The organism is Actinomadura sp. 9N215, assembly GCF_044326345.1.
Classification (GTDB): Bacteria; Actinomycetota; Actinomycetes; order Streptosporangiales; family Streptosporangiaceae; genus Spirillospora.
In genome coordinates this window covers 21,081-39,265 of record NZ_JBIRBA010000005.1, presented here as the reverse complement: position 1 = coordinate 39,265, position 18,185 = coordinate 21,081, and the positions used below count along the sequence as shown (strand labels likewise).

16 protein-coding genes are annotated in these 18,185 nt (G+C 74.2%); 8 read left to right on the top strand and 8 right to left on the bottom strand.

Features of this window, described 5'->3' with window-relative positions:
• Window positions 1–15 precede the first annotated feature (15 nt).
• Complete coding sequence (locus ACH34T_RS10525; protein ID WP_395991835.1) at window positions 16–999, bottom strand: ABC transporter substrate-binding protein; 984 nt, start codon at window positions 997–999, stop codon at window positions 16–18.
• 218 nt (window positions 1,000–1,217) lie between these two features.
• Here ACH34T_RS10525 and ACH34T_RS10520 point away from each other — a divergent pair, with 218 nt between their 5' ends.
• From ACH34T_RS10520 to ACH34T_RS10505, 4 genes are all read left to right on the top strand, one after another.
• Window positions 1,218–2,243 (top strand): LacI family DNA-binding transcriptional regulator, encoded by a 1,026-nt coding sequence (locus ACH34T_RS10520; RefSeq protein ID WP_395991834.1) that lies wholly within the window; start codon window positions 1,218–1,220, stop codon window positions 2,241–2,243.
• A gap of 471 nt (window positions 2,244–2,714) precedes the next feature.
• Window positions 2,715–2,900, top strand: coding sequence for a hypothetical protein (locus ACH34T_RS10515; RefSeq protein WP_395991833.1), 186 nt, complete (start codon window positions 2,715–2,717; stop codon window positions 2,898–2,900).
• 15 nt (window positions 2,901–2,915) lie between these two features.
• The gene (locus ACH34T_RS10510) at window positions 2,916–3,299 is read left to right on the top strand and encodes a hypothetical protein (protein WP_395991832.1); all 384 of its coding nucleotides are present in this window, start codon (window positions 2,916–2,918) and stop codon (window positions 3,297–3,299) included.
• Window positions 3,292–5,076: a cyclic nucleotide-binding domain-containing protein gene (locus ACH34T_RS10505; RefSeq protein WP_395991831.1), complete on the top strand. Its 1,785-nt coding sequence runs from the start codon at window positions 3,292–3,294 to the stop codon at window positions 5,074–5,076. The genes ACH34T_RS10510 and ACH34T_RS10505 overlap by 8 nt, the downstream gene beginning before the upstream one ends.
• A gap of 1 nt (window position 5,077) precedes the next feature.
• On the opposite strand, the gene ACH34T_RS10500 is transcribed toward ACH34T_RS10505, so the two are convergent.
• Both ACH34T_RS10500 and panD read right to left on the bottom strand, forming a co-directional pair.
• A complete protein-coding gene (locus tag ACH34T_RS10500; protein ID WP_395991830.1) occupies window positions 5,078–6,643 on the bottom strand; it encodes a (2,3-dihydroxybenzoyl)adenylate synthase in 1,566 nt (521 codons plus the stop codon).
• Window positions 6,644–6,648: 5 nt separating this feature from the next.
• Window positions 6,649–7,056 (bottom strand): aspartate 1-decarboxylase, encoded by a 408-nt coding sequence (panD, locus tag ACH34T_RS10495; RefSeq protein ID WP_395991829.1) that lies wholly within the window; start codon window positions 7,054–7,056, stop codon window positions 6,649–6,651.
• Window positions 7,057–7,134: 78 nt separating this feature from the next.
• On the opposite strand from panD, the gene entS reads away from it, so the two are divergent.
• A complete protein-coding gene (gene entS, locus ACH34T_RS10490; protein WP_395991828.1) occupies window positions 7,135–8,448 on the top strand; it encodes an enterobactin transporter EntS in 1,314 nt (437 codons plus the stop codon).
• A gap of 4 nt (window positions 8,449–8,452) precedes the next feature.
• On the opposite strand, the gene ACH34T_RS10485 is transcribed toward entS, so the two are convergent.
• Genes ACH34T_RS10485 through ACH34T_RS10470 form a run of 4 tightly spaced genes read right to left on the bottom strand, consistent with a single transcriptional unit; the run spans window position 8,453 to window position 14,822 of the window.
• Window positions 8,453–11,896: an amino acid adenylation domain-containing protein gene (locus ACH34T_RS10485; protein WP_395991827.1), complete on the bottom strand. Its 3,444-nt coding sequence runs from the start codon at window positions 11,894–11,896 to the stop codon at window positions 8,453–8,455.
• Window positions 11,897–11,926: 30 nt separating this feature from the next.
• Window positions 11,927–12,736, bottom strand: coding sequence for an ABC transporter ATP-binding protein (locus ACH34T_RS10480; RefSeq protein WP_395992127.1), 810 nt, complete (start codon window positions 12,734–12,736; stop codon window positions 11,927–11,929).
• 8 nt (window positions 12,737–12,744) lie between these two features.
• Complete coding sequence (locus tag ACH34T_RS10475; protein WP_395991826.1) at window positions 12,745–13,770, bottom strand: FecCD family ABC transporter permease; 1,026 nt, start codon at window positions 13,768–13,770, stop codon at window positions 12,745–12,747.
• Window positions 13,767–14,822, bottom strand: a complete 1,056-nt coding sequence (locus ACH34T_RS10470; protein WP_395991825.1) for a FecCD family ABC transporter permease — start codon at window positions 14,820–14,822, stop codon at window positions 13,767–13,769. Before ACH34T_RS10470 ends, ACH34T_RS10475 begins: the two co-directional genes overlap by 4 nt.
• Before the next feature lie 96 nt (window positions 14,823–14,918).
• On the opposite strand from ACH34T_RS10470, the gene ACH34T_RS10465 reads away from it, so the two are divergent.
• Together ACH34T_RS10465 and ACH34T_RS10460 are read left to right on the top strand one after the other, a co-directional pair.
• Complete coding sequence (locus tag ACH34T_RS10465) at window positions 14,919–15,791, top strand: LLM class flavin-dependent oxidoreductase (RefSeq protein ID WP_395991824.1); 873 nt, start codon at window positions 14,919–14,921, stop codon at window positions 15,789–15,791.
• A gap of 70 nt (window positions 15,792–15,861) precedes the next feature.
• Window positions 15,862–16,266, top strand: coding sequence for an STAS domain-containing protein (locus tag ACH34T_RS10460; protein ID WP_395991823.1), 405 nt, complete (start codon window positions 15,862–15,864; stop codon window positions 16,264–16,266).
• Between the two features lie 6 nt (window positions 16,267–16,272).
• Here the strand turns inward: ACH34T_RS10460 and ACH34T_RS10455 are convergent, their stop codons facing one another.
• Window positions 16,273–17,187 carry a LysR family transcriptional regulator gene (locus tag ACH34T_RS10455; protein ID WP_395991822.1) on the bottom strand — a complete coding sequence of 305 codons (915 nt, stop codon included), beginning with the start codon at window positions 17,185–17,187 and terminating at the stop codon, window positions 16,273–16,275.
• Between the two features lie 73 nt (window positions 17,188–17,260).
• On the opposite strand from ACH34T_RS10455, the gene ACH34T_RS10450 reads away from it, so the two are divergent.
• Complete coding sequence (locus ACH34T_RS10450; protein ID WP_395991821.1) at window positions 17,261–18,166, top strand: EamA family transporter; 906 nt, start codon at window positions 17,261–17,263, stop codon at window positions 18,164–18,166.
• The last annotated feature ends 19 nt before the right edge of the window (window positions 18,167–18,185 follow it).

Below are 18,185 nucleotides of genomic sequence, written 5' to 3'. Positions count from 1 at the left end.
CTCGCTCAGCCGCGGTCATCGCGCCCCCTTGACGAACGTGAGGTCGGCCGCGTCCCGCGCGGTCATGCCCTTCTTGATCACGCCCGCCCGGACGAAGAAGTCGATCGTGCCCTGCATGTTCTTCTCCGTCAGCGCCGCCGCGTCGAACAGCCGCGCCTTGGCGTACCGGTCGGCGACCTTCGCCATGTCGGCGCCGTCCTCCTCCGGCAGGTACTTGGCGGCCAGCCCCACCAGGTACCTCGGATCGGCGTTGATCTTCGCGTGCTGGCGCGTCAGCGCGGTGACCAGCGCCTGCGTCACGTCCTTGTGCTCGGTGATGAAGTCGCCGTTGGCGTACACGGTCTGCGGGCGCAGGTCGGGCAGGCTCTGCGCGAAGTCGGCGATCTTGGCGAACTTTCCGCCCTTGGACTCCAGGGCGACCACGTCGGAGACCTCCAGCGCGGTCGCGGCGATCCGGCCGGTGACGAGGGCCTGGGCGCGGACGTCGGAGCCGCCGATCGTCAGGTACTTGGGCCGCTTGCCCGGCGAGCAGGTCGACTTCACCCACTCCTTGACCATCGCGGTCGCGGTCGCGCCCTCGCTGAAGATCCCGAACGGGCTGCCGTCCAGCTGGTCGCAGGAGGAGACGCCGGGCTTGCCGTAGACCGCCCACTGGTTCCCGATGGCATCGGCGATGATCTTGATGGGGGCGCCCTGCTCGACCGCGAGCAGGGCGGGGCTCGTCGCCTCGGCCGAGAGCGCGTAGTCGCCCTTGGCGAGCCCCTCGATGGACAGTTCCGGCTCCGCCAGCTCGACCACCTTGATCTTGTGGCCCTGCCCGCGCAGGTCGTCGAGCGCGGCGAGGATCGGCACGGTCGTGATGTCCGGCTCGGTGACCGCCACCTTGAACGAGAGCGTCCCGTCCCCGTTGGTCTCGGCCGCGCCTCCGCCTCCGCACGCGGCCAGGGTGAAGAGGGTCGCGAGTGCGGCAAGCCGTCTGAGATGTCTCCCGGCGTACACAGCCTCCTCCTTCGGATCGCGCCGCTTCTCCCCGGCTTTGCTCGAAAGCCGAGGTAATCGACTAGGCAAACGTATTCCTTGTGCCGCATCGTAGTGAGCCGTACCACAGAAATGTCAAGGCCGATTCCCAGAAACATGGGCCTGGTCCAGCCCGGATCCGTTGTCGCCACCGGCGGCCCGTGCCATAATCAGGAAAACGTTCTCCTAGGAAGGTGGCCGTGAGCTCACTCGCGGAAGTCGCCCGGGCTGCGGGCGTGTCGGTGTCCACCGCGTCACGGGTGCTGACCGGGTCCAGCCACCCCATCTCCGCCAAGACCCGCGCCAGGGTCGTCGAGGTCGCCGAGCGGCTCGGCTACTCCCCCAGCGCGCTCGCCCGCGCGCTGGTCTCGCGCAGCAGCCGGCTCATGGGCGTGCTCGTGAGCGACATCGTCAACCCGTACTTCTCCGTCATCGCCCGCGGGGTGGACGACGTCGCCAGCCGCGCCGGCTACGTCACCATGCTGTGCAACGTCGACCGCCGCACCACCACGGAGATCACCCGCGTCCGGACGATGCGCGACTACCGTGCCGCCGGCGTCATCTTCGCGGGCAGCGGCTACGTCGACGACCCGCGGGAGCCGGAGCTCGCGAAGGCCGTCCGGCAGGCGCAGGAGCAGGGCATCCACGCCGTGTCCCTCACCACCCGCGACATCGGCTGCCCCGTCTTCGCCGCCGACGCCCAGGCCGCCGCGTACGACATCACCGACTACCTCGTCTCGCTCGGCCACCGCCGGATCGCGTTCATCGAGGGTCCCGAGGGCATGGTCGCCACCCGGCAGCGCCGGGACGGCTTCCTCGCCTGCATGAGCAACGCCGACCTCGCCGACGACGCCCAGTGCCTCCCCGGCGGGTTCGACTTCGAGTCCGGGCACGCCGCGACCATGCGGCTCATCGCGCGCCCGCCCCTGCCCGACGCCATCGTCGCCGCCAACGACGAGGCCGCCGTCGGCGCGCTCAACGCGCTGCGCCAAGCGGGCATCGACGTGCCGGGCGAAGTCTCCGTGGCCGGCATCGACGACCTCCGCGTCGCCCAGTTCGTCGGCCTGACGACGGTCAGCCTCCCCCTCTACGAGATGGGCGCCATGGCCGCCCGCCACATCATCGACACTCCCCCGGAGTCCGCCACGGCCCCCGCCGAGACCACCGCCCTCAGCCACCGCCTCATCCCCCGCGACACCACCGCCCGCCGCCCCACCCGCACCTGATCCCCCGGAGAGCGTGGAGGTTTGGAGGCCGGCTCGGTGGCAGCCGAGCCGGCCGTTCCCCGGTCGCTGTCGGATCCCATACCGAGCCGGTCACGGGGATGGAGGTGGCCGTGGCCATCTCACCGTCCCAGGATCGGGGGGCGCGGAGGTGTCCGGCCAGGGTCCCGGACGAGTCTGGACAGGTTCGGACAGTGCTCACCGCTCCTTGACGGAAGCGCCGGCCCCCGGAACGGCTCGTGCCGCGCCGAGGCACTGTACATCGCTGTCCATCCATGGCGAAGGCCGCCAGTTGACGACTAATTGTGGGGATGCGCTTTGCCCGCCGGGGTGCGGGAGTGGATTATGACCATGCGAGCGCGTCCCGCGAGCGGGCTTGGAACCGGTTGGCAGACCGGGCTCCGGGCCGGTCACGCACCGTGAGGGGCCGCGCGCAGGTCGACGTCGGATCCCAGCACCGGAAGGCGCACGTTCGTGAAGATCACATTCTCGGTGGAGGGCGGGCCCAGGCTGCTCGCCGTCCTGTCGGCGGTCACCTCGGCCGCCGCGATCCTGTACATCGCGCTCGGGCATCAGCTGGCCCTGAGCGAGGCCGTCCAGCTCGCGGTCGTGAGCGGCTACGGCCAGGTCACCGCGTTCGTCGCCGGGCTCCGCGCCTGATCGCAGGAGCCGACGGTGACATCACGAGACCGAGACCGGCGGCTGCCGCCCGTGGTGGCGGACCTCCCCGGCCATGTCCTCAAACCCGACCCGCTGACGGCCCGCAGCATGGCGGAACTGGAGGAGAGACTGCGGCTGTACTGGCAGTGGAGCGGGTCCCCGTCCACGCGCAAGGTGGCCGAGTCGTCCCACGGGGCCTTCTGCCACACCACGGCGAGCAAGCTGCTGCGCGGCGGGTCCAAGAAGCCGCACCTGAGCCTGGGCTACCTGTGCGGGTTCGTCCGCGGCTGCGGCGGGGACGAGGAGGAGGCGCAGCGGTGGGCGACCGCCTGGCGGCGCATCCACCTCGCACTCCCCCGCCACGGCGCCGACGGCGAGGAGGGGCCACTTGATGAGTAGCATCGCCCGCCGTGACCCGGCGTCGGCGGCGGCCTCGCCGTCCGGCGGGGACACCTCGCCGCCGCCGGTCCGAGGCGGGGACAACGAGCCGGACCTGGAGTCGGTGACCGCTCCCGAGGAGTTCGCCGCCGCGCTCAAGGCGTTCCACATCCGTGCGGGCATGCCGTCCTATCGCCAGCTTGAGGCCGCCGCCAGGCGGTCCCGGTCCCCCCTGCCAAGGTCGACGATCGCCGACATGCTGGCCGGGCGCCGGATGCCCAGAAAATGGACGCTTGAGGCGTATCTGCGGGCGTGCGGCGCCCATCCCGACGAGATCGCCACCTGGATGGAGGTGTGGGAGCGGGTCAAGCTGGAGCACGGCCATCGCGGCGACACCACCGCCGTCCCGCGCCCGCCGTCGCCGGGCGTCCCGCTGCCGATGCCGGGCGCCGCTCACTCCACCGGGTCGGGCTTCTGGCAGTCCCTCACCGACGACGAGCGGGCCTCGTTCGCCACGTCCGCCGACGATGTCGTCTACCCGGTCGGCACAGTGCTGTGGCAGGAGGGCCAGGCCGCGGACGACGCCGTCGTGATCCGTTCGGGCTCGGTCAGGGTCAGCGTCGAGCGCGAAGGGCGCCAGCGGATCCTCGCGTTCCGCGGCTCCGGGGACATCATCGGCGAACGGGCGGCCCTGCTGTTGGGGCAGCGGTCGGCCACCGTCGTCGCCATGGACACCGTCCGCGGCCTGCGCATGAGCACGCGGCAGTTCGCCTCCTACCTGAGCGACAACCCGCGCGTGGTGGCCGTCCTGGAACGCGAGTTGTACGACCGGATGACCGAGCAGACCGCCTCCGGCCACCCTCCGCCTCACGTCCCGCCACCGCCACCGCCACCGCCCGTGGCACCGGGCAAGGACGCGGGGGCGACCGTGGGCGCTCCTTCTTGGGCCGGGCAGAACTGCACGATCTTCTATACCGACATCGCGGGGTTCAGCTCACCGGACCGCGACGACGTCGACCGGCTCGAGATCCGGCGCACGATGTACGAGGTCCTGCGCGAGGCGTTCGACGTGTCGAAGGTGCCGTGGGACAGCTGCCACATTGAGGACCGCGGCGACGGCGCGCTCATCATCGTCCCGCCCGACGTGCCGACCGCCGCTGTGATCGACCCCGCGATCACCTGGCTGGCGGCGCGGCTGCGGCGCCACAATCACCGTTCCAGCCGGGCCCTTCGCATCCAGCTCAGGGTCGCCGCCCACGTGGGCCCGGTGATGCCGGACCCGCCCGGTGTGTCAGGCTGGGCCCTGATCCGCACCGCCCGGCTCCTGGACGCCCGGCCGCTGAAGGACCGGCTCGCCTCGACCGGTGCCGACCTCGGGTTCATCACCTCGCAGTTCGTCTACGAATCCGTCATCGCCCACGGCCCCGGCCAGGTGAACCCCGCCGATTACGAGTCCGTGGCCTGCACAGTCAAGAAGCTCAGGGTCGAAGGGTGGATGCGCCTTTTCGGGGACGCTCCCGTGCCCGCCGCCCAAGCTCGGCCCCATGCGCCCGGGTACCAGTTGTCGGATCGTGAGGCCGAGGTCGTGGGCATGGCCACGTTCGGTCTCGGCGTCAGCGAGATCGCGGACGACCTGAACGTGTCCGCGCGGTCGGTACGGAACCACCTGCGCATGGCGCGAGACAAGCTGGCCCGAGGCGGCAGCGGCGTGGCTCCCGGCGCGGAACCGTCGGCGACCGCTCTCACGCTCCGTCTCCTGGACGAACGCCTCGCCCAGGAGGCCGGACAGAGCGGCTAGGTCACAGGCGGGCGGCGAGGGTCTTCTTGCTGATTTTGCCTACGGGGGTGCGGGGGAAGGCATCGGTCGTTTCGAGGCGGTCGGGGTATTTGTAGGCCGCCACGCCGCGGGTGCGGAGGAACTCCTTCAGCTCGCGAAGGTCCGGGGTCTTCTCGCCGTCCCTGATGATGAGGAACGCGCAGGTGCGTTCGCCCATCATCGGGTCGGGGAGGCCGACAACGGCGGCGTCGTGGACGGCCGGGTGCGCCAGGAGGTGGTTCTCCAGCTCCTCGGCGGAGATCTTGTCGCCGCCGCGGTTGATCTGGTCCTTCTCGCGGCCCTCCACGATGAGGTGGCCCGAGGGGAGGCGGCGGACGAGGTCGCCCGTCCGGTAGAAGCCGTCCGGGGTGAACGAGCGGGCGTTGTGCTCGGGGGCGCGGTAGTAGCCGCGGAGCGTGTACGGGCCGCGGGTGAGGAGCTCGCCCGTCTCGCCCGGTGCGACCTCCTCGCCCTCGGCGTCGACGACGCGGATCTCGTCGGCGGGTGAGAGGGGGCGGCCCTGGGTCTGCTCGACGAGGTCGCGGGGGTCGTCCAGGCGGGTGTAGTTGAGGAGGCCCTCGGCCATGCCGAAGACCTGCTGGACCTGGCAGCCCAGGGCGTCCGGGACCTCGGCGGCGCGTTCGGCGGCGAACTTGGCGCCGCCGACCTGGAGGAGTTCGAGGGCGGAGATGTCCTCGTCCTGCCAGGTGACCGCGTCCAGCCAGAGCAGGGCGATCGGGGGGACGACCGCGCAGACCGTGGCGCGCTCGCGTTCGATGAGGGGGAACGCGTCGTCCGGGGAGCCCGACGGGGCCAGGACGACCGTGCCGCCGTTCGCGAACACGCCGAGGAGGCCGGGGCAGGCGAGCGCGAAGTTGTGCGCGGCGGGCAGCACGACCAGGTAGACGGTCGCGGACGTGAACCCGCAGACCTCGGCGCTGGCCTCCAGGTTGTAGACGTAGTCGCGGTGCGTCCGGGGGATCAGCTTCGGCAGGCCCGTGGTGCCGCCGGAGAGGAGGAAGACGCCCACGTCGGACGGGCCGGGCCCGGGCAGCTCGACAGGGTCGGCGTCGACGGAGGACAGCGCGGTGAACTCCTGGGCGTCGCCGTCCACGATCACGTGCTCGACGGGGAGGGCGCGGGCCATCGCGCGGTAGTCGAAGTCGCCGTCGCGGTCGGCGCAGACGTAGGCGCGGGCCTCGGACAGCTCGCACAGGTAGCGGATCTCGCTCTCGCGGTGCGCGGGCAGCGCGAGGACGGGCGCGGCGCCGACGCGGACGAGGGCGAGGAACGTCACGACGAAGCCGGTGGTGTTGGGGAGCTGGACGACGACGCGGTCGCCCCGGCCGATGCCCAGGCGCAGGAACCCGGAGGCGGCGCGGGAGGCGCGGTCGTCGAGTTCGGCGTAGGTGAGCCGGTCGCCGCCCGCGACGAGGGCGGTCTTGCCCGGGTCGCCGCGCAGGACGTCACCGAGCACGCGGTCGCCCCAGTAGCCCTCGGCCTTGTAGCGGGTCTCGAAGTCGTCCGGCCAGGGGGTGAAGCCGTCCATGCGGGTCACCGTCCGGCGAGCTGGGCCGGGGCGCCGGGCACCGGCTCGGACGGGTCGGAGCCGAGCGCGACGATGCGGTTGGCGGAGTCCACGTGGACGACGCGGGGACGGTGCCGGGGCCGGTCGGTCTCGGCCACCGACGCGTAGGTGATGATGATCACCAGGTCGCCGGGCTGGACCTGGCGGGCCGCCGCGCCGTTGATCCCGATGACGCCGCTGCCCGCCTCGCCGGTGATGGCGTAGGTGACGAGACGGGAGCCGTTGGTGATGTCGACGAGGTGGACCTGCTCGCCCTCCACGATGTCGGCGGCGGCCATGAGGTCCGCGTCGATGGTCAGCGAGCCCACGTAGTGCAGGTCCGCCTGGGTGACCGTGGCACGGTGGATCTTTCCGTTCATCAGCATGCGCTGCACCGGTACGCCCTCTTTCCCGAGACCAGCTAAGGCTAGGCTTACCTTAGCCATTCCCCCCGGCAGAGGAGAACCCCGAGGATGCTCCGGCGACTCGCCCGCCGACTGGCCATGGACGTCGGCCCGCTCCGCGACAGCAGGCCGTTCCGGGACGTGTTCATCGCCCGCACCGTCTCGGTGTTCGGGATCGGCATGCTGGCGGTCGCCGTCCCGGTGCAGGTCTACGACCTGACGGGGTCGACGGTGCACGTCGGCGCGGTGTCCGCGGCGGAGGGGTTCGCGCTGCTGGCCGGGTTCCTGTGGGGCGGGGTGCTCGCCGACCGGTACGACCGGCGGCGGCTGATGCTGCACGCCCGGACGGCCGCCGGGGCCGGGTTCGTCCTGCTGGCGCTGAACGCGTTCCTGCCGTCGCCGTGGCTTCCGGCGATCTACGTGCTCGCGGCCTGGGACGGGCTCGCGACCGGCGTCAGCGTCACCGCGCTGCTGGCCGCGACGCCCGCGCTGGTGGCGCCGGACAAGCTGGTCGCCGCGGGCGCGCTGAACGCGCTGACCGTCCGGCTCGGGTCGATGGCGTCCCCGGCGCTCGGCGGGGTCGTGGTGTCGGCGTTCGGCGTCGGCTGGAACTACGCGGCCGCGGCGGCCGGGACGCTCGGCACGCTCGGCCTGCTGACCGGGCTGCCGTCGCTCAGGCCCGATCTCGGGGACGAGAAGCCGGCGAACCCGCTGAAGGCCGTCGGGGAGGGGTTCAGGTTCGTCGCGTCGCACCGGGTCGTCGGGTCGCTGATGCTGCTGGGGCTGCTGTTCATGGTGGCGGGCGGCATCCCGGTGCTGATGCCCGCGTTCGCGACCCGGAGCCTGGACGGCGGCGCGACCACGGTCGGGCTGCTGTTCGCGGCGTCCGCGTGCGGGGCGGTGCTCGCGTCCGTCACGAGCGGGTGGGCGGGGTCGGTGCGGGCGCCTGGGCTGGCGCTGCTGGTCGCGTCCGTCACGGGGTTCGCGGCGCTCGCCTGCCTGGGGCTGGCGCGCCATCCGGCGCTCGCGGTCGCGATCCTGTTCGCGTTCGGGTTCGCCCAGTCGATCGAGGAAATCCTGCGGTACGGGCTGATCCAGTCCCATACGCCGGACTCGCATCTCGGACGGGTCAACGCGCTGTGGGCCGCGCAGGAGACGGGCGGCGGCGCGGTCGGGTCGCTGGGCGCCGGGGCCCTCGGCCGGTACCTCGCGCCGGGTGCGGCCATCGTCGTCTACGGGACGGTCAGCGCCGTTCTCGCGCTGTGCCTGGCGCTGACCCTCGGCGGGCTCCGGACGGCGACGCTCCGTCCCGAACCGGAGCCCGAACCGGAGGCGGAGGCGAGACCCGTGGCGAAGGCCGAGCCGGAACCCGAGCCGGGGTGATCCGTCAGGTGAGGCGGGCGGCGAGCTCCTCCTCGCTCAGGTCCTCGACCTCCAGCCAGATCGCGGCGACGGCCTCCAGGCGTCCCGGCGTGTCCTGGAGCTCGGCGAAACGGCGGCAGGCGCGCGCGACGGTCCGCTCGGCGAACAGCACCCGGACGGGCAGCGCGGTCGTGTCGAGCGCCTCCCGCAGCCGCGCGATCACGGTCGTGGCGAGGACGGAGTCGCCGCCGAGCGCGAAGAAGTCGGCGTCCGCGCCGACGCGCTCCTCCCCCAGCACCCCGGCGACGATCCGGGCCAGCACCCGTTCCAGCGGCGTCCGCGGCTCGGCGTAGGCGCCCGCCGCCTCTCCGGCCTCGGCGGAGGCCAGGGCGGTGAGCGCCTTCCGGTCGACCTTGCCGTTGGCGGTGAGCGGAAGCTCGTCCACGCGGACGAGGAGTTCGGGGACCATGTGCGGCGGCAGCAGGTCCCGGACGTGCGCGAGCACCGCGTCCCGGTCGAGACCGTCCGGGGCCTCGGCGACGGCGGACAGGCGGCCGTTCGCCAGCAGCGCGACGGCCCGGCCCACGCCGGGATGGTCGCGCAGCGCGGCCTCGACCTCGCCGAGCTCGATCCGGAACCCGCGGACCTTGACCTGGTGGTCGCGGCGGCCGAGGAATTCGAGGGTCCCGTCGGGGCGGTAGCGGGCGAGGTCGCCCGTCCGGTACCAGCGGGCCCCGTCGTGGACGACGAACCGGTCGGCGGTGCGCCCGGGGTCGGCGGCGTAGCCGTCCGCGACGCCGGAGCCGCCGATCCACAGCTCGCCCGCCACCCAGTCGGGACGGTCGCGGCCCAGCTCGTCCACGACGCGGCAGGCGACGCCGCGCAGCGGGACCCCGTACGGGACGGCGTGCCAGTCCGGCGGCACCTCCCCCGCGACCTCCTGGACGGTGGAGTGGATCGCGGTCTCCGTCGTCCCGCCGAGCGCGACGAACCGGCAGCCGGGGGCGCGGTCGTCGAGCAGCGCGGGCAGGTGCGTGCCGACCCAGTCGCCGCCGAGCAGGACCAGCCGCAGGCTCTCGGCGCGGCCGGCGCGCAGCAGCATCTCCAGCACGGACGGGACGCAGTTCAGCACCGTCACCGACCACCGCCGGACGAGGTCGCCCCAGCGTGCGGCGTCGCGGCGCTCGTCCTCGTCCGGGAGGACGACCGCGCCGCCCGCGTACCAGGGCGCGAACAGGTCGAACACCGACAGGTCGAAGTCGAGCGCGGAGATCCCGAACGTGACGTCGTCCGGCCCGAGCGCGAACCGCTCGACGAGGTCGCCGATGGTGTTCATGGCCGCGCCGTGCGGCACCTCGACGCCCTTCGGCTCGCCCGTCGACCCGGACGTGAACAGCACGTACGCCACCTGTTCGGGGCGCACTTCGACCGGTTCGTCCAGCGGCTCGGCGTCCGCGACCCGGCCCGGGGTGAGGGATGCGGCGACGCGGGCCGTCGCGCGGATCCTGGCGCGGCGGGCCTCGGGCTGCTCGGAGCCGATGGGCACGTAGGCGGCGCCCGCGGCGAGCACGCCGAGGACGGCCGCGGCCTGGTCGGGCCCCTTCGGAAGTTCGACCGACACCCGGTCGCCGGGCCGCACGCCCTCCGCGACCAGCCCGGACGCGATGCGCAGCGCGCGGTCGGCGAGTTCGCCGTAGGTGAGCGTCCCGTCGTCGCCCCAGTGCAGCGCCGGGGCGCCCGGACGGCGCCGGGCGTGCTCGAAGAAGCCCTCGGTCAAGGTGCGCGGCGGCGGCGCCGGGGTCGCGTTCAGTGCGTGCCGGACGCGGAGCTGCGACGGCGGCGCGGCGACGCCGAGGGGCGCGTCCCAGTCGGCACCGGGCGCGCCGAGCCGGGTGATCGCGGACGTGTACGCGGCGAACATCGCGTCGGCGACGCCGTCCGGGAACGCGGGACGGCGCACGTCCCAGTTCAGCAGCAGGCCGCCGGACACCTCGGTGACCTGCGCGTCCAGCAGCACCTGCGGGCCCTGCGAGACGATCCAGCCCGGCTCGCCGAAGTGCCCGCGGACGCGGTCGCCGAACAGCTCGCCCAGGTTGAGCGCGCTCGTGTAGACGATCGGGGCGAGGACCTGCTCGCCGCGCAGCCGGGACAGGTCGCGCAGCACCTCCAGGCCGGAGTAGTCGCTGTGCGCCCCGGCCGTGTGCAGGTTCGCCTGGAGGGCGCGGGCGCGTCCGATGAAGGTCAGGTCCTCGGTGAGGTCGGCCTCCAGCATGACGGAGCCGGTGAAGTCGCCGACGACCTTGTCGACGTCGGGGTGGACGGGCTCGCGGTGGAACAGCGGCAGGTTCAGCAGGAACCGGGGCGTCGCCGACCACGCGCCGATGACCTCGGCGAACACCGCCGCGAGCGCCATGGCCGGGGTGACGCCCTCGGCGTGCGCGCGGGCGATGAGGCGGCCCTTGTCGTCCGGGGAGAGCCAGTGGTGCCTGCGCTCGACGCGGTTCCCAGGCTCGGGGACGACGGGCAGCTCCGGCGGCCCCGGCAGGTCGGCGAGGCGGCCGGACCACCAGCGGCGGTCCTGCTCGCGGGCCTCGGCGCGGGGGTCGTCGGCGAGGTAGCGGGCGTAGCCGTAGCGGATCGGCGCGAGCGTCCCGCCCTCGTACAGGGCGGCGAGGTCGTCGAGCATGACGCGGTAGCTCATCGCGTCGGCGGCGACCATGTCGACGTCCAGGTGGAGGCGGGACGTCCCGGCGGGCAGCAGGCTCAGGCGGGCGTCGAAGACGCGACCGTCCTCGATCGGGAGCCGCTGCTCCGACATCTCCGCGCGGATCGCCTCCAGCCCGGCCTCGGGATCGTCGGACGCCCGCAGGTCGTGGACGGTCACGGCGGGCCCCGGACGCTCGGGCAGGATGCGCTGCGTGCCGTCGTCGGACACGGCGACGCGGAGCATCGGGTGCCGCGCCACCAGGCCGCGGACGGCCTCCTCCAGCCGGGCGGGGTCGACGGCGCGGCCGTCCAGCTCGACGTACAGGTGCGCGGCGACGGAGCCGAGCGACTGGCCGGAGTCGCGCCCGATCCAGTAGGCGTGCTGCATCAGCGCGAGCGGGAACGGCCCGTCGGGCTCGATCTCGGCCGGGTCGAGGTCCGCCGGGTCGCTGCCGGGCTCGGCGGGTCCGGCGGGTCCGGCGGGTCCGGCGGGTCCGGCGGGTCCGGCGGGTCCGGCGGGTCCGGCGGACGGCTCGACCTGGCCCCTCTCGGCGAGCAGGTGCCACCAGCCGGCGAGCGTGGGGCGCTGGGCCAGCTCGGCGAACCGGATCTCGACGCCGCGGCGGCGCAGCCGCCCGGTCAGCTGCATGAGCCGGATCGAGTCCATCCCGAGCTCGATGAGGTTGTCGTCGGCCTCCGCGGGCCCGCCGAGCACGTCCATCAGCGCGGCGTGCAGGTCTTCCCAGGTCAGAGCGGTCGGCACGGCACTCCCCTCAGTTTAGGTAAGGCAAACCTAATTGAGAGGTTTTCCGGCCGTCAACGCCCGCCGCCGGTCGGCCGGGACGATCAGCGGCGTCTCCGTCTCCGGATCGGGGATCACGCGGCACGGCAGGCCGAACACGCGCTCCACCAGATCGGCGTCGACGATCTCGGTGGGCGGGCCCTCCGCGAGGATCTCGCCGCCGCGCATCGCGATCAGATGGGTGGCGTACCGGCAGGCGTGGTTGAGGTCGTGCAGCACCGCGACGAGCGTGCGGCCCTCCTCGTGCAGCCGCGCGCACAGGTCGAGCACCTCGATCTGGTGCGCGATGTCGAGGAAGGTCGTGGGCTCGTCCAGCAGCATGACGCCGGTCTCCTGGGCCAGGACGAGCGCCAGCCACACCCGCTGCCGCTGGCCGCCGGACAGCTCGTCGACGACGCGTCCGGCGAGGTCCGTGACGCCGACGGCGGCCATGGCCTCGTCGACGGCGGCCTCGTCCTCGCGGGACCACTGGCGCAGCAGGCCCTGGTGCGGGTAGCGGCCCCGCGCGACGAGGTCGGCGACCGTGATGCCCTCGGGCGTCAGCGGCGACTGCGGCAGGAGGCCGAGCCGCCGCGCGAGCCGCTTCGGCGGGAGGGCGGAGATCGGGGCGCCGTCCAGGTAGACGGTGCCCGCACGGGGGCGCAGGAGCCGGGCGAGGGCGCGGAGCAGCGTCGACTTGCCGCACGCGTTCGGCCCGACGATGACGGTGAACGACTCGTCGGGGATCTCGACGCTGAGGTCTTCGGCGACGACGCGCCGCTCGTACGCGAGGGTGAGGTCGTCCGCGCGCAGCCGTGTCATCGGCTCTGTCACGCCATCCCCTTCCGTCCGGTGGTCGACAGCAGCCAGGCCAGGTACGCGCCGCCGAGGACGCCGGTGACGACGCCCACCGGCATCGCGACCGGCAGGTGGAGCGAAATGAGATCCGCCGGCACGAGCAGCGCCGCGCCGGTCAGCGCGGCGGGCAGCAGCTGCGCGCCGGGCCGCCGCGTCAGCCGCCGGGCGAGCTGCGGCGCGGCCAGCGCGACGAACGGGACGGGCCCGGCCGCCGCCGTCGCGGCCGCGACGAGGCCCACGCCCACGACCGTGAGCAGCGCCCGCGTCCGCTGGACGGGCACGCCGAGCGCCTGCGCGGCGTCGTCGCCCAGTTCGCCCATGCCGAGCGGGCGGGCGAGCAGCAGCGCCGCCGGGACGAGCACCGCCAGCGCGATCCCGAGCGGGACGGCCTGGTCCCAGTCCCGCCCGTTCAGGCTGCCGGTCAGCCAGAACGCGGCCTCGTACCCCTCGCGCAGCTCCGCGCGGGTGATCAGGTAGGAGTTCAGCGCCTGCAGCATCGCCGCCGCCGCGACGCCGATCAGCACCAGCCGGACGCCGTGGACGCCGCCGCCCCGCCGGTACGCGACCAGGTACACGCCCAGCGCGGTCAGCACCGAGCCCGCGACCGAGCTGACCGTGATCGCGACCGCGCCGCCGCCGAACACGAGGATCTGCAGCAGCGCCCCGGACGCCGACCCGGTGGTGAAGCCGATCAGGTCGGGGCTGCCGAGCGGGTTGCGGGAGATGCTCTGGAAGATCGCGCCGCTGAGGCCGAGCGCGAGCCCGGCGAGCAGCCCGGTGACGGCGCGCGGCAGCCGCAGCGTCGTGACGATGAACTCGGTGGCCTGGTCGCCCTGCCCGATCAGGGCGCGCACCACGTCCGGCGGCGAGATCGGGAACTCGCCCGACCCGACGACGAGGACGGCCGCGGACGCCGCGACCAGCGCCAGCGTCCCGCACACCGCCGCCGCCCGCGGCTCCCAGCGCACCGACAGTGCGCCCGCGCGCATCACTCTCATAGGTCGCGCGTCCTCCCCCGCCGGACCATCACCGCGAACAGCGGCGCCCCGAGGAACGCGGTGACGATCCCGGTCTCCAGCTCGCCGGGAGCGATGACCCGGCCGATGATGTCCGCGCCGAGCAGCAGGACGGGCGCGAGCAGCAGCGAGTACGGCAGCACGAGCCGCTGGTCGGGGCCGACCGCCGTCCGGACGATGAACGGCACGGCCAGCCCGAGGAACACGATCGGCCCCGCCGCCGCCGTCGCGGACCCGCACAGCACCACGACGGCGAGCGCGCCGAGCGCACGCGTCCGTCCCGGGCGGGAGCCGAGCGCCTTGCCCGCCTCGTCGCCCATGCCCAGCGCGTTCAGCGGACGGGCCAGCAGCAGCGCCAGAATCGTTCCCGCCAGTACGAACGGCAGGATGCGGAGGAAGACGGACATCTCCCGTCCGCCGAGGCTGCCGACCTGCCAGAACCGGAAGCCGCCGAAGCTGCTGGGGCTGAGCAGCATCAGCCCGGCCGTGAGCGCGGTGAACACGGCCTCGACGGCGGCCCCGGCGAGCACCAGCCGCGCGGGCGACGCGCCGCCCCGCCCCCGCGCGCCGATCATGTAGACGAGCGCCGCCGCGCCTGCCGCGCCCGCGAACGCGGCCCACACGTAGACGAGCGGTTCGTCCACCTGGGTCGATCCGATGACGATGACGACCGCGAGCGCCGCGCCGCCGTTCACGCCGAGCAGGCCCGGCTCGGCGAGCGGGTTGCGGGTGAGCGCCTGCATCACGGCGCCGGCCAGCCCGAGCGCCATCCCGACGGCGATGCCGAGGAGCGTGCGCGGCAGCCGCAGCTCGTGGACGATCAGGTCGGGGCGCGACGTGCCGTCCGGGGAGAACACGCCGGGGAGGACGCGTCCGAACGGGACGTCCCCGGCCCCGATCGCGAGGCTCGCGACGATCGTCAGCAGGAGAACGGCCGTCAGCAGCGCCAGCCACGCGGGGTGTGTGCGGCGGCCGCGCGTCCCGTCCGCCTTCACCGGGGTTCGCGGCGGGCGCCTGCGCACGGGGGACAGCACAAGATGAGGCTAGCCTAAGCTAAACCGCACGTTAAGGGCGCCCTCGGGCGACAGGGCGTTGACCTCGACCGTGGTCGAGGTTGCAGTCTCGACCGCATGGACATCGGCATCGGACTGCCCGGCCACGCACCGTGGACCGACGGCAGGGCACTGGTCGAGTGGGCGCGCCGCGCGGAGCGCCGCGGCTTCGCCACGCTCAGCGCCAGCGACCGCCTCGTGTGGACGACCCCTGAACCCCTGATCACCCTGGCCGCGGCGGCCGGGGCGACCTCCCGCATCGGGCTGCTCACCAGCGTGCTGCTGGCGCCGCTGCGCGCCGACCACGCGCTGTTCGCGACGGCCGTCACCACGCTCGACCAGGTCGCCGGGCCCGGGCGGCTCCGGCTCGGCCTCGCCCCCGGCATCCGGGAGGACGACTTCGCGGCGGGCGGCGTCGACTACCGCACCCGCGGCCGCCAGTTCGACGCGCTGCTGGACCGCCTCGCCGAGGTCGCCGGCCGGGGCGGCGTGGACGGGCACGCGCCGGTCGGGCCGGCCCCCGCCACCCCGGGCGGTCCGCCGCTGCTGTTCGGCGGCCACTCGCCTGCCGCGATCCGCCGCGTCGCGACCCGCGGCACTGGATGGATCGCCGGCGACGCGACGGTGGAGGACGTCCAGGAGTTCGCGCCCGGCCTGCGGAAGGCCTGGGCGGAGGCGGGCAGGCCGGGGTCGCCGCGGCTGGTGGCGTCGGTGATGTTCGCGCTCGGGCCGCGGGCCGGGCGGTCCCTCAGCGACGCCATCGGCCCGTACTACTCATTCGCCGGGCCGGAGTACGCCGAGTACGGCGTCTCCCTGGCGTACGACTCCGCCGAGCGGATCAGGACGGCCGTCGACGCGTTCGCCCGGATCGGCTGCGACGAACTGATCTTCACCGGCAACGACCCCGACCCGGACCAGGTCGACCTCCTCGCCGCCGCCGTCGGCCTCTGAACCGGCGACGCCCACGCTGCATGACCTGCGCTGTCGCGGGTACGCGAGTCGCCTGCCCGGAGGACAGAAGGTGATCAGAGTGCCGCACGACGCGGAGGCGCGGTCCGGCGCCGCGGATCCCGAGCCGCTGCTGATCCGCAGCGGCGTCCGCGGGCCCTGCCTGCTCGTGGAGGCGGACGGCGAGCTGACGCTCCGCACGGCCGACCTGCTGCGCGAACGCGTCCTCGCGGACATGCGCGGGCTCGACGGGCCGCCGCGGGTCGTGCTGGACATCGGCGGGGTCGGGTTCTGCGACTCGTCCGGGCTCAACGCCCTGATCGTGCTGTGGAAGGCCGCGCGCGGGGCGGGCGGGGAACTCGTCCTCGCCCGCCCGGAGCGGCGGTTCCGCACGATCATCGAACGCAGCGGCCTGGACCGCCACCTCATCGCCCACGAGACGCAGGAGCAGGCCGTCGCCGCCCTGACCGGGCGCTGACAGGGGCTAGCTCGGCGCGCGGCGGGTCCGGGACGCCTCGTGGAGCGCCGCGAGCGCCCGCGCGATGGGCGGCTGACGTTCGCTGCCGCTCCGGACGCAGGCGACGATGCGCCGCGACGGCGCCATCCCGCCGCTCAGCGGCACCCGGACGACCTCGTCCGCGGGCGGCAGCGGGGCGAGCCGGGGCACCAGCGCGACGCCGAACCCCCGCGCGACGAGGGCCGACACGGCGAACCACTCGTTGGCCTCGTGGGCGACGCGGGGCGTGTACCCGGCGGCCGCGCAGGAGGCGAGCATGAGCTGGTGCTGGTCGGGGCGGCCGGGCGAGCCGATCCACGCCTCGGACGCGGCGTCCGCGAGCGGGACCGTCCCGCGCTCCGCGAGCGGGTGCCCGGCAGGGACGAGCAGGTCCTGCGGCTCGTCCAGGACGGGCCGCTGCGCGAACCGCGGGTCGTCCGGGGCCGGGGTCTCGGCGCTGGGGATCACCACGGCGATGTCGCAGAGCCGGGCGAGGAGCAGGTGGGCGGCGTCCTCGCTCTCCTTCTCGCTCATGTGCACGGCGAGGCCCGGATGCTCGGCGCGCAGCAGCGCCGCGGCGGGGGCGACCAGGGCGGCGAGCGCGCTCGACACGCTGCCGATCCGCACCTGGCCGGACGTCCCGGCCCGGTGCCCGGCGAGGTCGGCGCGGGCCCGCTCCCACTGGGCGGACAGGACGTCGGCGTGCCGCAGCACCGTGTGCGCGGCGGCGGTGAGCCGTACGCGCCGCCCCTGCGCCTCCAGCAGTTCGACGCCGAGGTCGCGGGCGAGCTGCCGCAGCTGCTGCGACACCGTCGACGGCGTGAGGTGCAGCGCCTCGGCGGTCGCGGTCACCGTCCCGCGCTCGCGCAGCACCCGCAGCGTCTGCAGGCGATGGTCGATCATGTGGCCATTCAACACGATGCCGTGCGGAATCTTTCGATGGACCCGAACGGTCGCCGCTTCCCAGACTGGCCGCATGGCGATCGGAACGGAGCCCACCGCACGCGCTGAGCGCGCGGACGGCGAAGGCGGCGCGCGGCGGGTGCCGGCGCCGCTGCTCATCGTCGGCAGCGTCGTCTCGATCCAGGCGGGCCAGACGGCGGGCAAGGCGATGTTCGGGATGGCCGGGGTGCCGGGCGTGATCGTCCTGCGGCTGGTGTTCGCGGCGCTCTCGCTGCTCGTCCTCCGGCGTCCGAGCCTGCCGCGGCGCGGTTCGCTCGGCCTGATCGCGGCGCTGGGCGCGGCCATCGTCGGGATGCACCTGATCTATCCGGCGATGGAGCGGCTGCCGGTCGGGGTCGCGTCGACGCTGCAGTTCCTCGGGCCGCTGACGCTCGCACTGGTGAGCGCGCGGCGGGCGGCCGACCTGCTGTGGGCCGCGCTCGCGGGCGGCGGCGTGGTGCTGCTGTCGAGCCCGTCCGGAGCGTCGCTGCCGATCGCCGGGGTCGTGCTCGCCGTCGCGTCCGGTGCCTGTATGGCGGCGTATCTCGTCCTGAACAAGCGCGCCGGGACGCTGGACGGCGCCCCGCTCGCCTGGGCGGTGGCGTTCGCGGCGCTCCTCGTCCTGCCGCTGGCGCCGCTGGCCAGCGACGCCCTGCTGCGGCCGGGCGTCCTGCTCGCCGGGCTCGGCCTCGCGCTGCTCTCGGCCGTCGTCCCGTGGTCGCTGGACATGGCGGCGCTGCGCCGGCTCCCCGAGCGGGTGGTCGCGGTGATGGTCAGCCTGGAACCCGCCGCCGGCGCGCTCGCGGGCCTGATCCTGCTGGGCGAGCGCCTCGCGGTCACGGACTGGCTGGCCATCGGCTGCGTGTCCGCCGCGTCCGCGGGCGCCGCGCTCTCGCACCGGCGCGGGGCGGGGCGGGCGGCCGCCGGGACCGGCCGGTGACCGGCCCCGGCGCGCGGTG

What these genes read in the sequence shown, in the direction of transcription:
- ACH34T_RS10505 (WP_395991831.1), top strand. Translation starts at nt 3,292, where the DNA reads ATGAGTAGCATCGCCCGCCGTGACCCGGCGTCGGCGGCGGCCTCGCCG.
- ACH34T_RS10500 (WP_395991830.1), bottom strand. Translation starts at nt 6,643, where the DNA reads ATGGACGGCTTCACCCCCTGGCCGGACGACTTCGAGACCCGCTACAAG.
- entS (WP_395991828.1), top strand. Translation starts at nt 7,135, where the DNA reads ATGCTCCGGCGACTCGCCCGCCGACTGGCCATGGACGTCGGCCCGCTC.
- ACH34T_RS10480 (WP_395992127.1), bottom strand. Translation starts at nt 12,736, where the DNA reads ATGACACGGCTGCGCGCGGACGACCTCACCCTCGCGTACGAGCGGCGC.
- ACH34T_RS10475 (WP_395991826.1), bottom strand. Translation starts at nt 13,770, where the DNA reads ATGAGAGTGATGCGCGCGGGCGCACTGTCGGTGCGCTGGGAGCCGCGG.
- ACH34T_RS10465 (WP_395991824.1), top strand. Translation starts at nt 14,919, where the DNA reads ATGGACATCGGCATCGGACTGCCCGGCCACGCACCGTGGACCGACGGC.
- ACH34T_RS10455 (WP_395991822.1), bottom strand. Translation starts at nt 17,187, where the DNA reads ATGATCGACCATCGCCTGCAGACGCTGCGGGTGCTGCGCGAGCGCGGG.
- ACH34T_RS10450 (WP_395991821.1), top strand. Translation starts at nt 17,261, where the DNA reads ATGGCGATCGGAACGGAGCCCACCGCACGCGCTGAGCGCGCGGACGGC.